Source organism: Streptomyces sp. SAS_270 (genome assembly GCF_052543295.1).
In genome coordinates, this window is record NZ_JBMNDS010000141.1 from 1 (window position 1) to 13164 (window position 13164).

Below are 13164 nucleotides of genomic sequence, written 5' to 3' on the forward strand. Positions count from 1 at the left end.
ACACCGACGCCCTCCCCGAACACAACGTTGGCCTTCACCGCCTACAACCAAGCGGTGAAGCCCAACGTCACGCGGAGAGCGCCTTTAACCAACAGAGTCAGTCGGCCCGGCCCCTCTCACACGTGACGGATCACGCGACGATCACATGACGGATCGTCAGCCCATGTGCGGGTACCCGTAGTCGGTCGGTGCGACCAGGGTCTCCTTGATGGCGCGGGTCAGCGTCCAGCGCATCAGGTTCTGCGGGGCGCCCGCCTTGTCGTTGGTGCCGGAGGAGCGGCCGCCGCCGAAGGGCTGCTGGCCGACGACGGCGCCGGTCGACTTGTCGTTGATGTAGAAGTTGCCCGCGGCGTAGCGGAGCTTCTCCATCGTGTACGCGGCCGCGGCGCGGTCGCCCGAGACGACCGAGCCGGTCAGGGCGTAGTCCGACACCGATTCCATCTGGGTCAGCATCTCGTCGTACTGGTCGTCCTCGTAGACGTGCACGGCGAGGAACGGGCCGAAGTACTCGGTCGTGAAGACCTCGTTCTCCGGGTCCGAGCACTCGACGACAGTCGGGCGCACGAAGTAGCCGATCGAGTCGTCGTACGAGCCGCCCGCGACGATCGTGCAGGTCGGGTCCTGCTTGGCGCGGTCGATGGCCGCCTTGTTCTTGGCGAACGCGCGCTCGTCGATGACCGCGCCGACGAAGTTCGACAGGTCGGTGACGTCACCCATGGTCAGGTAGTCGACCTCGGCCGCGAACTCCTCCTTGAAACCGGAGTTCCAGATGGACGCCGGGACGTACGCGCGGGAGGTGGCCGAGCACTTCTGGCCCTGGTACTCGAAGGCACCGCGGGTGAGCGCCGTCTTGAGGACCGCGCGGTCCGCCGACGGGTGGGCGACCAGGAAGTCCTTGCCGCCGGTCTCGCCGACCAGACGCGGGTAGGAGCGGTACTTCTCGATGTTGTTGCCGACCGTCTTCCACAGGTACTGGAAGGTCTTGGTGGAGCCGGTGAAGTGGATGCCCGCGAGGTCGCGGTGGACCAGGGCCACCTTGGAGACCTCGATGCCGTCGCCGGTGACGAGGTTGATGACGCCCTTGGGCAGGCCCGCCTCCTCCAGGAGCCGCATCAGCAGTACGGCGGCGTGGGTCTGCGTCGGGGACGGCTTCCACACCACCACGTTGCCCATGAGCGCGGGAGCGGTGGGCAGGTTGCCCGCGATCGCCGTGAAGTTGAACGGCGTGATCGCGTAGACGAAGCCCTCCAGCGGGCGGTGGTCCAGACGGTTCCACACGCCCGGGGAGTTCGCCGGGGGCTGCTCGGCGAGCAGGTCGCGGGCGTACTTGACGTTGAAGCGCCAGAAGTCGACCAGCTCACAGGGACAGTCGATCTCCGCCTGCTGGGCGGTCTTCGACTGGCCGAGCATGGTGGAGGCGGCGAGGGTCTCGCGCCAGGGGCCGGAGAGCAGTTCGGCGGCGCGCAGGATGATCGCGGCGCGGTCGTCGAAGGACATCGCGCGCCAGGCCGGGGCGGCGGCGAGGGCGGCGTCGACCGCGTCCTGGGCGTCCTGCTGCGTGGCGTTCGCGCCGGTGCCGATGACGGCCTTGTGGTTGTGCGGCTGCACGACGTCGAAGCGCTCACCGCCGCCGAGCCGCTTCTCGCCGCCGATGGTCATCGACAGTTCGAGCGGGTTCTCGGCCAGCTCCTTGAGCTTGGCCTCCAGACGGGCGCGCTCCGGGGAGCCGGGGGCGTAGCCGTGCACCGGCTCATTGACGGGGGTGGGGACCTGGGTTACGGCGTCCATGAGTTACCTCTTCCGAGTGAATCCCTGACTTCAGCCGAGAGAAACTGAAGCGGTGACGTACGTTGGGCGGTGGTCAGGGCTTGACCGTCACGAGTTCGCCACGGCGGGCGAGTGAGAAGCTCCCTTGGGGCGGAGTCACGTCTTCCGTAACTCCTTTCGAGCGATACGGAACTGGGCCGCTGGACCGGCCGAGGGGCGGTGATTGTCGTCACCCAGGCCCCCTGGGTGACGACAACCACCGCTCACTCACTGCCTCAGCCCCTGCTGATCATCGAGCGGACAAAGAAGCGCAGGTTCGCCGGCTTCTCCGCCAGCCGCCGCATGAAGTAGCCGTACCAGTCCGTGCCGTACGCCGTGTACACGCGCATCCGGTGGCCCTCGGCGGCGAGCCGCAGGTGCTCCTCGCTGCGGATGCCGTACAGCATCTGGAACTCGTACTCGTCGAGCTTGCGGCCGGCGCGCCGGGCGAGTTCCTGGCCGACGGAGATCAGGCGGGGGTCGTGGGAGCCGATCATCGGGTACCCGTCGCCCTCCATGAGGATGCGCAGGACCCGGACGTACGCCTTGTCGATCTCGCCCTTGACCTGGTAGGCGACCTCGGCGGGCTCCTTGTAGGCGCCCTTCACGAGGCGTACGCGGCTGCCGGCGGCGGCGAGGCGGCGGGCGTCGGCCTCGGTGCGGAACAGGTAGGCCTGGATGACGCAGCCCGTCTGCGGGAAGTCCTTCCGCAGTTCCTCGTGGATGGCGAACATCGAGTCGAGGGTGGTGTGGTCCTCGGCGTCCAGCGTGACGGTGGTGCCGATGGCGGCGGCGGCCTCGACGACCGGGCGGACGTTGGCGAGGGCCAGCTCGTGGCCGCCGTCCAGCGCCTGGCCGAACATGGACAGCTTGATGGACATCTCGGCCCTGGTGCCGAGGCCCAGCGCCTTGAGGTGCTCGATCAGCTCCAGGTACGCGTCCCGGGCGGCGCAAGCCTGCTCGCGCGTGGTGATGTCCTCGCCGACGACGTCGAGGGTGACTTCGAGGCCCTTGTCGACGGCGTCCTGGACGATCGGGACGACCTGGTCGACGGTCTCGCCCGCGATGAAGCGGGCGACCACCTGCTTGGTGCCGGGGGCCGCCGACACGAAGCGGCGCATCTTGTCGCTGCGCGACGCGGCGAGAATCACGGGACCCAGCACGGGGCACCTCCACGGAAAGAACGGACGGGCCGCGAACCGGGCGATATCACCTTGAAGGCAGCGCCCGGCAACGGCACGGAGAACCACCGTGAAACCTAAGGATCCCTCCGATCGTCGGCCATCGACAGCTGTCACGCATCCGTGCCCTGGATCTCAGACATCTGTATGAGGGACTACTGAAAATGCGGGAGAATGCCCGAGTGACGGGTGATTTCCAGGCGGGCCGAAGCGGTGGCCGGGGCGACTACCAGGAGCTGGTCGACGAGATCTCGACCCTGCTGGGCGCTCCCGCGACGCTGGAGAACCGTGATTTCGAGCTGATCGCCTTCGGCGCGTACGACAGCGACCGGGACTTCGACGAGGCCTCCCTCGACCCCGTCCGCACCCGCTCGATCCTCACGCGCCGCTCGACTTCGGCGGTCCGCACCTGGTTCGAGGGCTTCGGCATCGCCCGTGCCACCGGCCCGGTCCGCATCCCGCCCACTCCGGAGGCGGGCGTCTACCGGGGAAGGATCTGCCTGCCGGTACGCCACCGGGGTGTCGTCCTCGGCTATGTGTGGCTGCTCGACGACGACCCCGGCCCCTCCGACGAGCAGCTCACGGCGGCCATGGAGGTCGCCTCGCGGATCGGCGATCTGCTCGCGGACGAGGTGCAGGCGGGCGCGGACCTGACCCGCGAGCTGCGGGCGGTGCTCACCGCCGAGCGCGGCTGGCAGCGGGACATGGCGGTCGCGGAACTGCGCACGGCGCTCGGCGTCCGCGGCGACGGCCTGCACACGGTGGTGTGCGTCGCCCCATGGCCGTCCGCCGATCCGGACGACGCCCCTTCCGTCCGTACGGTGCCGGGCGCGACGGCACTGTGCACGGTGCCGTGGGGGTCCGCGGGCCAGAGCCTCGCCCTGCTCGTCCGGCTGCGCGCGGCGGACGTCCTGACGCCCGCGCTGACGGCGGCGGCCCGGCTGCTGGAGCGTGCCGGAAGCGGCAGCGCTCCGGCCGCGGCCGGGGTCGCCATCGCCCGCAGCGGGCTCGCCGAGCTGGGCTCCGCCTGGCAGGAGGCCTCGGCCGCCGCGCGGGCCGTGCTGGCCGAGCCACGCCTCGGCCCGGTCGCGGAGTGGGCGTCGATCGGCCCGTTCCGCCTCCTCACGGCGCTGCCTCCGGAGGCCGTCCAGGACCCCGCCGTCCGCACCCTGCTCTCCCCCGCCCACCGCGAACTCGCGCGCACCGCCGAGGTGTTCCTCGACTGCGCGGGCCAGGCTGGGCGCACGGCAGCGGAGTTGGGCATCCACCGCCAGACGCTGTACTACCGTCTGTCGCGGGTCGAGCAGCTCACCGGGCTCGACCTGGACGACGGCGAGGACCGGCTGCTGTTGCACATGGCGCTGAAGGGGGCGCGCCTGTGAAGCACACCCCTCCCGGCGTCAACTCCCGCCTCCGGAAGGAGCGGTGAGCAGATCCCCGATCGCGGCGATGCCCTCCGTGATCGCCCGCTCCCCCACATCGCCGAATCCCAGGATCAGCTGGACCGGGTCCGCCGCCCCCGAGGACCGGCAGGGGCTCATGCCGTAGAGGCCAACTGATCGCGCCCGGGCGGCGGCCACGACCGCCTGTTCGTCCGTGCCCCGGGGCAGGTGCGCGACCGCGTGGAACCCGGCGGCGAGGCCGGTGAGCCGTACGGCGGGGGCGTGTTCGGTGAGGGCGGCGACGAGGGCGGTGCGCCGGGCCGCGTACGTGGTGCGCATACGGCGCAGCCGGCGGTCGTAGCGGCCGGACTCGATGAGCTGCGCGAGGGCGAGCTGGTCGAGGGTCGGGGAGCCGCGGTCGCCCAGGTGCTTGGCCTGCGCGATGGAGGCGGCGAGTGCGGGCGGGCAGAGCAGCCAGCCCAGGCGCAGCGCCGGGGCGAGGGACTTGCTGACCGTGCCGATGGAGATCACCCGGTCCGCGGCCAGTCCCTGCAGCGCGCCGACCGGCTCGCGGTCGTAGCGGAACTCCGCGTCGTAGTCGTCCTCGATGACGTACGCGTCCCGCCGCGTCGCCCACTCGATCAGCGCGAGCCGCCGCTCGGGGGCGAGCACGACCCCGGTCGGCCACTGGTGGGCCGGGGTGACGATAACGGCCCGGGCGCCGGATGCGTCCAACGCCCGTACGTCGACGCCGAGTTCGTCGACCGGGACGGGGACGGCACGCAGTCCCGCGACGGCCGCGGCGGCGGTCGCGGTGGCGGGTCCGCCCGGGTCCTCGTACGCCACGGTCCGTACTCCGGCGGCGGCCAGGCTGCGCAGCGCCAGGCCGAGGCCCTGCGCGTACCCGTTGCAGATCACGATCCGTTCGGGGTCGGCGGCGGCCGCGCGGACCCGGCGCAGATAGCCGGCGACGACCTCGCGCAGGGCCGAACTCCCGCGCATGTCCCCGTAGTCGAGGTCCGACGTCGGCATCGCACGGCCTGCCTCGCGCAGCGCCCACAGCCAGTCGGCGAGCGGGAAGCTGCCCAGGTCCGGTACGCCGTGACGGAAGTCGGCGAGCAGGCGCGGGGGTTCGGGGGCCTGCTCGCGCGAGGCGGGCGGCACCTGGGCCACGGCCGCGACCCGGGTGGCCGACCCGATGCGCGTCACGAGGTAGCCCTCGCACTGGAGTTGGGCGTAGCAGTCCTGGACGAGTCCGCGGGAGAGGCCGAGCGCACGGGCGAGCTCACGGGAGGAGGGGAGCCGCTCGTCGGCGCCGAGCCTGCCGGTGCGGATCGCGTCGCGCAGCTGCCGTTCCAGCTGTGCGCGCAGTTGCTCGCCGCTCTCCCGGTCGACGGTCAGGAGCAGCTCGGGTGACAAACCGGCCCACTGCAGCGGCATGAAATCGGAGCTTACCGGCAGTCCGGCCGGACCCTAGCGTCGTTCGCATGACCACTGCGCGTACGAGCTTCGCCCCGACGGCCTCCGGGACCGTCCGCCCGCCCCTGCTGACCCGGGCCCTGATGCTCCGCTTCGTGAGCATGATCGGGGCCTCGGTGAGCTTCTTCCTGCTCCTGTCGGTCGTCCCCCGCTACGCGACGGCGTCGGGCGCGGGCCTGGCCACCGGTTCGCTGATGCTCTCCACGGTGATCGGTGAACTGGCCGCCCCCCGCCTCGTCGCCCGCTACGGGTACCGGGTCGCGCTGGTGGCCGGTCTTGTCCTGCTGGGGGCACCGGCACTCGTCCTGACGGCCTCGGACGGCATGGCGTGGATCGTCGCGGTCTGCCTGGTGCGCGGTCTGGGCTTCGCCCTCACCCTGGTCGCGGGCGGCGCGCTGACGGCGACCCTGATCCCGGCCGAGCGGCGCGGCGAGGGCCTGGCCCTGGTGGGCGTCGTCTCCGGCGTCCCGTCCCTGATCGCGCTGCCGCTGGGCGTCTGGCTCGCCGGGCAGGTGGGGTACGGGCCGGTCGCGGTGGCCGCGGGCGTGGCCGCACTCGCGGCGGTCGTGTCCGTTCCCGGGCTGCCGGACCGGGAGCCGGATGCCGGAAAGCCGGTGGGTGTGGTGACGGGCCTGCGCACCGGGGGCCTGGTCCGGCCCGCCGTCGTCTTCGCGACCACCGCGCTCGCGGCCGGGATCGTCGTGACGTTCCTGCCGCTCGCGGTCCCGTCGGCACACGCCTCGATCGTCGCCGTCGCCCTCTTCGTACAGCCCGCGGCCTCGACCGCGGCCCGCTGGCTGGCGGGCCGTCACGGCGACCGGCACGGCGCCGCCCGGCTGGTGCTGCCGGGTCTGCTGCTCTCCGCCGCGGGGATGCTGATCACGGCGCTGACCGGCAACCCGGTGGCCGTCCTCGCCGGGGTGGCGGTCTTCGGAATCGGCTTCGGCATCGCCCAGAACGCCACGCTGACCCTGATGTACGCACGGGTTCCGGCCGCCGGGTACGGCACGGTCACGGCGCTGTGGAACCTGGCGTACGACGGCGGCATGGGCGTCGGCGCGGTCGGCTTCGGCACCCTCGCCGGCGCGATGGGCTGTCCGGGGGCCTTCGCCGTCACGGCCGTACTGATGCTGGTGGCGCTGGTCCCGGCGATCCGGGACCGGCGGACGCCCGACGCGAAGGCGGGAACCGTTCTCGCCGGTGAGTGAGCGGAAAACGTCCACTTCGAGGGGCGGGAGTTGACCGGCCTGCACGAGCGGGAGCTGCGGCGTCCTCGCCCCCGTATGCAGCCGGTCTTCCAGGACCCGTACGGTTCGCTCAGTCCGCGCCACCGCATCCGTGACGCGGTGGCGGAACCCCTGCGGGTGCAGGGGCGCTGGGACGCCGGAGGTCCCTCGCGGGTGGCCGAACTGCTCGACCGGGTCGGCCTGGACCCGGCGCACGGCGGCCGCCGCCCGCACGAGCTGTCGGGCGGCCAGTGCCAACGCGCCGGAATCGCCCGCGCGTTGGCCTGTGAACCACGCCTGCCGGCCCTCGACGAACCGGTCTCGGCGCTCGACCCGTCCGTCCGGGCCGGCATCCTGAACCTGCTCGCCGAACTCCAGGAGGACCTGGGGCCGGCGTACCTGTTCATCTGTCACGACCCGGCGGTGGTGCGGCACTTCGCGGACTGCGTCATCGAGATGCGCGAGGGCAGGCTCGTACGGGCCTGACCACCGAGTTCAGCTCTGCGACTCGTCCTGCGACTTCGCGGCGGCCTCCATCACCCGGCGCAGCCCCTCGGTGAGCTGGTCGGCGTCCGTCGCCGAGCCGGGTTCGAAGATCCACTGCATCATGAGCCCCTGGAGAAGGGTCTGGTAGAAGCGGCCCTCGGTGGCCACGGTCTCCTTGTCCAGCTCATCCTCGGGGATGCCGCTGAACAGGGGGATCATTCCCGAACGGCCCTGCTCCTGCGCCTCGGACAGCAGGGTGCGCACCTCCGGCATGCGGTCGCCCTGGAGGATGAGTTCGAGGCTCAGCATCCACACCGCCCGCGACTCGGGCAGCGCGCGGATGACGCTCGCCCACACCTCCCGGAACCTCTCCAGCGAGCCGGCGGCGGCCGTCGCCCGGGTGTCCGCACCGGGGTCGAAGCGGTCCCCCGTCTCCTCGATCAGCGCGACATACGCCTTGACCAGCAGGGCATCCTTCGACCCGTAGTGGTAGCCGATGGACGCCAGGTTGGTCCCGGACTCCTTCACGATGTCGCGCGCCGTGGTGCGCACGAACCCCTTCTCCAGCAGGCAGCGCTTGGCGCCTTCCAGCAGATCTTCACGGTGTCCCATACAGCCATGCTACCTCCGACCCAGACAGCCGTCTCACACGCTTGTCTTACACATTTGTTTAGGACTATCTCCGCAGGTGAGAGCAGCGCGCGAGCCTCATACACAAATGTTTTATACGCTCGTACTAGACAAGCGTTTATGACGTCCGTACAGTTCCTGTCATGACGAACTCGACGAGCACGACCCCCGCTCCCGGCGCCCTCGCCGGCCGCCGCGAATGGACCGCCCTCGGCGTCCTGATGCTTCCGCTGCTGCTGGTCTCGATGGACGTCTCGGTCCTCTACTTCGCGATCCCCTCGATCAGCGCGGACCTGGAGCCGACCGGCACGCAGCAGCTGTGGATCTTCGACATCTACGCGTTCGTGCTCGCCGGCCTGCTGATGACGATGGGCTCGCTCGGCGACCGCATCGGCCGCCGCAAGCTCCTCCTCCTCGGGGCCGCCGCCTTCGGCACCGCATCCCTCATCGCCGCGTACGCCAACAGCCCCGAGACCCTGATCGCGGCCCGCGCGCTCCTCGGCATCGGCGGCGCGACCCTCATGCCGTCGACGATGGCGATCATCCGCACGATGTTCACCGACCCCGGTCAGCGCGCGAAGGCGATCGGCCTGTGGTCCGGCGTGATGACCGGCGGCGTCGCCCTCGGTTCGGTGATGAGCGGCGTCCTCGTCGAGTACTTCTGGTGGGGCTCGGTCTTCCTGGTCAACCTGCCCGCGATGGTGCTGCTGCTGATCCTCGGCCCGATCCTGCTGCCGGAGTCGAAGAACCCCGAGCCGGGCCGCTTCGACCTCCTCAGCGTCCCGCTGTCCATGGCCGCCGTGCTCCCCGTCATCTACGGCATCAAGGAGATCCCCTCCGAGGGCTGGCAGACGCAGTACGTCGTCTCCGTCGCCGTCGGTCTGGTCTTCGCCGCCCTCTTCGTGCTGCGCCAGCGCACCGCCAAGTCCCCGCTGATCTCACCGAAGTTGTTCCGTGGCCGCGGCTTCGCACCGGCGGTCGTCCTCAACCTCGTCTCCTCGTTCGGGATGATGGGCTCCGCGTACTTCACCACCCAGTACCTGCAGTCGGTGCTCGGCAAGAGCTCCATGGAGGCCGCGCTCTGGTCGCTGCTCCCCGCCGTCCTGGTCGGAGTCGCCGCTCCGGTCGCCGCGCAGCTGGTCCAGAAGGGCGTGCACCGCGCCCACGTCGTCTCCGGCGGCTTCACCGTCGCCGCCTGCGGCTACGGCCTGCTGGCCCTCACCGGCACGGACTCCCTGTGGCTGACGCTGGTCGGAGCGGGCGTCCTCGCCTCCGGAATCGTCGTCGTGATGTCCCAGATGATGGACCTGGCCCTGAGCACCGTCCCCGTCGCCAACGCGGGCACCGCCTCCTCCCTGCTGGAGACGGGCGCCGAGTTCGGCGGCGCCCTGGGCATGGCCGTCCTCGGCTCGATCGGTACGGCCGTCTACCGCAACGAGATCGGCACCGGGGTCCCCGCCCCGGCCCACGAGACGCTGGGCGGCGCCCTCGCCGTCGCCCAGCAGATGCCCGGACGCACCGGTGACGCCCTCGCGGCAGCCGCCCGGGACGCGTTCACCAGCGGAATGCACGCGGCGGCGATCGCCGGAGCGGTCATCCTGCTGGGCGCGGCGGTCCTCGCCACCGCGACCCTGCGCCGGGTGCACGTCCGCGACGCCGAGGCCCCGAAGACGGAGCAGGCCGAGATCGCGGAGCCGGCGGCGGAGAAGGTACTCGTCTGAGCAGGCCGCAAGCAGCAATCAGCAAGCCGCAGGGAACGGGTGGCAAACAGCAGGATCGTCGACACGTCACGGCCGGGGCTGGAACTTCCAGCCCCGGCCGGCGCGTTTTTGGCCCGCCCGGCGGGACCCCCCGGCGAGCGTCCCCGGAAAACGCCCACGCCCGGTGTCCGTGCCGCGTGCCAGGATGGACCCCGTGTCACAGACCTTCGGTACGCCGCTCATCGGCCGGGACGACGAACTGGCCCGGCTGACCGGGACGCTCGACCGCGCCCGGGAGGGCGACCCCCGCGCCGTGTTGATCTCCGGGGACGCCGGCGTCGGCAAGACCCGCGTCCTGACCGAGGCCTCAGCGCACGCCGCCCGCGCCGGCATGACCGTGCTCACCGGGCACTGCGTCGACCTCGGCGATGTGGGCCTGCCGTACCTCCCCTTCACCGAGATCCTCGGCGCGCTCGCCGCCGACGAGAGGTTCGCTGCCGCCCGCGCGGCGCACCCCGCGGTCGACCGGCTGCTCGGCGGCGGAGCCGAGGGCAGCCGACTGCAGGTCTTCGAGGGAGTGGCCGGACTGCTGGCCGACGTCGCCGAGACCGCGCCGCTGCTGCTGGTCCTGGAGGACCTCCACTGGGCGGACCAGTCCTCCCGCGACCTGCTGCGGTTCCTGCTCAGCCGCGGAGTGCTGCAACGGCCGGCGGGCGGCACCCCCGCACACCGCCTGGCGGTCTTCGCGTCGTACCGGGCGGACGATCTGCACCGCCGCCACCCGCTGCGCCCGCTGCTGGCCGAGCTGGTCCGGCTGCCCGCCGTCGACCGGCTCGAACTGCGGCCGATGGCCGACGTGGAGGTCGCCCGCCTGGTGCGTGCCACGTCCGCGTCCGCCGTACCGGACACCACCGTCCGGCGGATCGTCGAGCGCGCCGAAGGAAACGCCTTCTACGCCGAGGAGTTGCTCGCCGCCACCGCCGAGACCCCGCCCGGCGGCTCCGGTCCGGAGTCCGGCGCGATGCCGAGCGGCCTCGCCGACGTCCTGCTCATCCGGATCGAGCAGCTCTCCGAGACCGCCCAGCAGGTGCTGCGCACGGCCGCCGTCGCCGGACGCCGCGTCGAGCACGACCTGCTGCGCGACGCCGTCCAACTGGCCGAGGACGAGCTGGAGTCGGCGCTACGCGAGGCCGTCGGCCGGATGCTCCTGGTCCCGGGCGACGACGCCACGTACTCCTTCCGGCACGCCCTCACCCGCGAGGCCGTCTACACCGATCTGCTGCCCGGGGAGCGCGTCCGGCTGCACCGGGCGTTCGCCCATCTGCTGGCCGGGCGCGGTGACCCGGCCAAGAGCGCGGCCGAGCGCGCCCACCACTCACGCGAGAGCCACGACCTCGCAGACGCGCTCTCCGCCTCCCTCGAAGCGGCCGACCACGCCCAGCGGGTCGGCGCGCCCGCGGAGCAACTGCGCCATCTGGAGACGGTGTTGGAGCTGTGGCCCGCGGTGGACCCGGCCGCGCGCCCCCAGGACCAGGACACCGTCGCCCTCACCCTGCGCGCGTCCGCCGCGGCCATGCACGCCGGGGAGAGCCACCGCGCGGTCTCCCTCACCCGCACCGCGCTCGCCCGGGCCGGCTCGGACACCGACTCCGAACTCGCCGCCCGCGTCCGCTACACCCTCGCCGGCAACCTCCTGCGCGTCGACAACCTGACGGCCGCGTTCGCGTACAGCAGCGAGGCGCTGGCGATGATCCCGGCCGAACCCCCGTCGCGTACGTGGGTGTGGGCCGCGGCCACCCACGTGATGGCGGCCCGGTTCGTGGGTGAGGACGAGTCCGCCCGGCGCGTCGCCCACCAGGCGCTGCGCACCGCCGAGGAGCTCCGACTGGCCGACGCCCAGGCCGACTTGATGATCTCCCTGGTCGGTATCGAAGGACCCGGCCGACGCACGTCCGAGGGCCGGGACCGGCTGCGGCGGGCCCGCGAACTGGCCCGGAGCGCGGGCAACATATCCGTCGAGATTCGCGCGCTGTTCAGCCTCGGCATCGGGAGCTACGAGGCGGGCGCCCTCGACGAGTGCCTGACCTGGCTCTCCGACGGGCTGGAGCGCGCCGGCCGCACCGGACTCCTCGCCTCGCCGTACGCCCTGGAGCTGCGCTACCTCCAGTCCCTGATCCTCTACACGCTGGGCCGCTGGGACGAGTGCGCACGGGCGGCCGACGCCGACACCGAACAGCTGCCCGTCGCCAGCCGGTTCGCGACCGGCCCCGCCCTCTATGTGGCGCTGGCCCGCGGCAACCGGTCCGCCGTCGACCGCGCCCGCGCCCTCCTCGACCAGCCGTTCGACTGGATGGCGAGGCTCGTCGCGGGCATCGTGCTCACCGACGACGCGGCCCTGCGGGGCGATCCGGAAGCGGCGGTCGAGCACGTCCGCGGCACGCTCGCCACCCTGGCCGACGGGGCGACCAACGAGCGGCCGGACGTCGGCGTACGGCTCGCGGCGCTCGCCCTGGCCGCGCTCGCGGACCGGGCCGAGGAGCTGCGCCTGACCGGTGACACGGCGGGCGCAGAGGGCTGGGCACCGACCGCGACCGAGCTGGTGGAGCTGGCCCGCGGCACAGCCGCCAAGGGCCAGGACGGCACCGAGCAGGGTCCGGAGGGCCTCGCCTGGCTGGCCCGCGCGGAAGCGGAGTGGACGCGGGCGCTGTCGGGGCCGCAGGTCGCGGTCTGGGAGAAGGCGGTCACCGCGTTCGCGTACGGCGACCCGTACGAACTGGCCCGGTGCAGGCGCAGGTTGGCGGAGGCACTGCTGACGGAGGGCCGTCGCGCGGAGGCCGCCGAACAGGCCCGTGCGGCTCGTGAGACCGCCGCCCGACTGGGAGCGACGCCGTTGCTGGACGCCCTGGACACACTCGTCCGCCGCGGCCGGCTGGCCGACGCCCCGCCCACCACGGGCGCCGCGGTCCTGACCTCCCGCGAGAACGACGTCCTACGCCTCCTCGCCCGCGGCCGCTCCAACCGCCAGATCGGCGAGGAGCTGTACATCAGCGGCAAGACGGCGAGCGTGCACGTCTCCAACATCCTGGCGAAGTTGGGGGCTGCCAGCCGCGGGGAGGCAGTTGCCGTGGCGTATCGGGAGGGGCTGATCGAGGCGGAGTACCCCCGCTCCTCAAACACCGGAGGGGCTAAATAGCCCGTCCGGCGTTTGAGGACGAGCCCGCTCAGGGCGAACGGGGGTCTGGGGGCGGAGCCCCCAGTGGCTCGGTCAACCTCA

At 72.2% G+C, this 13164-nt stretch carries 8 protein-coding genes and 1 pseudogene; 5 read left to right on the forward strand and 4 right to left on the reverse strand.

Annotation, left to right across the window (positions count from 1 at the left end; genetic code table 11):
- Window positions 1–156: 156 nt before the first annotated feature.
- A complete protein-coding gene (pruA, locus tag ACN6LB_RS44585; RefSeq protein WP_445030915.1) occupies window positions 157–1788 on the reverse strand; it encodes an L-glutamate gamma-semialdehyde dehydrogenase in 1632 nt (543 codons plus the stop codon).
- Between the two features lie 254 nt (window positions 1789–2042).
- Entirely contained in the window at window positions 2043–2969 is a 927-nt protein-coding gene (locus tag ACN6LB_RS44590) for a proline dehydrogenase family protein (RefSeq protein ID WP_445030916.1), read from the reverse strand.
- Between the two features lie 182 nt (window positions 2970–3151).
- Here ACN6LB_RS44590 and ACN6LB_RS44595 point away from each other — a divergent pair, with 182 nt between their 5' ends.
- Window positions 3152–4369 (forward strand): PucR family transcriptional regulator, encoded by a 1218-nt coding sequence (locus tag ACN6LB_RS44595; protein WP_445030917.1) that lies wholly within the window; start codon window positions 3152–3154, stop codon window positions 4367–4369.
- Window positions 4370–4387: 18 nt separating this feature from the next.
- On the opposite strand, the gene pdxR is transcribed toward ACN6LB_RS44595, so the two are convergent.
- Window positions 4388–5809, reverse strand: a complete 1422-nt coding sequence (pdxR, locus tag ACN6LB_RS44600; protein WP_445030918.1) for a MocR-like pyridoxine biosynthesis transcription factor PdxR — start codon at window positions 5807–5809, stop codon at window positions 4388–4390.
- Between the two features lie 47 nt (window positions 5810–5856).
- Between pdxR and ACN6LB_RS44605 the strand changes: the two genes are divergently transcribed.
- Together ACN6LB_RS44605 and ACN6LB_RS44610 are read left to right on the forward strand one after the other, a co-directional pair.
- A complete protein-coding gene (locus ACN6LB_RS44605) occupies window positions 5857–7056 on the forward strand; it encodes an MFS transporter (RefSeq protein WP_445030919.1) in 1200 nt (399 codons plus the stop codon).
- Window positions 7057–7074: 18 nt separating this feature from the next.
- Window positions 7075–7560, forward strand: a pseudogene (locus tag ACN6LB_RS44610) (ATP-binding cassette domain-containing protein); the annotation flags it as partial.
- A gap of 9 nt (window positions 7561–7569) precedes the next feature.
- Here ACN6LB_RS44610 and ACN6LB_RS44615 read toward each other — a convergent pair.
- Window positions 7570–8172, reverse strand: coding sequence for a TetR/AcrR family transcriptional regulator (locus ACN6LB_RS44615; RefSeq protein WP_356144372.1), 603 nt, complete (start codon window positions 8170–8172; stop codon window positions 7570–7572).
- A gap of 161 nt (window positions 8173–8333) precedes the next feature.
- Here ACN6LB_RS44615 and ACN6LB_RS44620 point away from each other — a divergent pair, with 161 nt between their 5' ends.
- Complete coding sequence (locus tag ACN6LB_RS44620; protein WP_445030920.1) at window positions 8334–9911, forward strand: MFS transporter; 1578 nt, start codon at window positions 8334–8336, stop codon at window positions 9909–9911.
- A 193-nt stretch (window positions 9912–10104) separates the two neighbouring features.
- Entirely contained in the window at window positions 10105–13083 is a 2979-nt protein-coding gene (locus tag ACN6LB_RS44625; RefSeq protein WP_445030921.1) for an ATP-binding protein, read from the forward strand.
- The last annotated feature ends 81 nt before the right edge of the window (window positions 13084–13164 follow it).

Excerpts from the sequence above, each read along its gene's own strand:
- ACN6LB_RS44620 (WP_445030920.1), top strand. The coding sequence starts at position 8,334 with ATGACGAACTCGACGAGCACGACCCCCGCTCCCGGCGCCCTCGCCGGC.
- pruA (WP_445030915.1), bottom strand. The coding sequence starts at position 1,788 with ATGGACGCCGTAACCCAGGTCCCCACCCCCGTCAATGAGCCGGTGCAC.
- ACN6LB_RS44595 (WP_445030917.1), top strand. The coding sequence starts at position 3,152 with ATGCGGGAGAATGCCCGAGTGACGGGTGATTTCCAGGCGGGCCGAAGC.
- pdxR (WP_445030918.1), bottom strand. The coding sequence starts at position 5,809 with ATGCCGCTGCAGTGGGCCGGTTTGTCACCCGAGCTGCTCCTGACCGTC.
- ACN6LB_RS44615 (WP_356144372.1), bottom strand. The coding sequence starts at position 8,172 with ATGGGACACCGTGAAGATCTGCTGGAAGGCGCCAAGCGCTGCCTGCTG.
- ACN6LB_RS44605 (WP_445030919.1), top strand. The coding sequence starts at position 5,857 with ATGACCACTGCGCGTACGAGCTTCGCCCCGACGGCCTCCGGGACCGTC.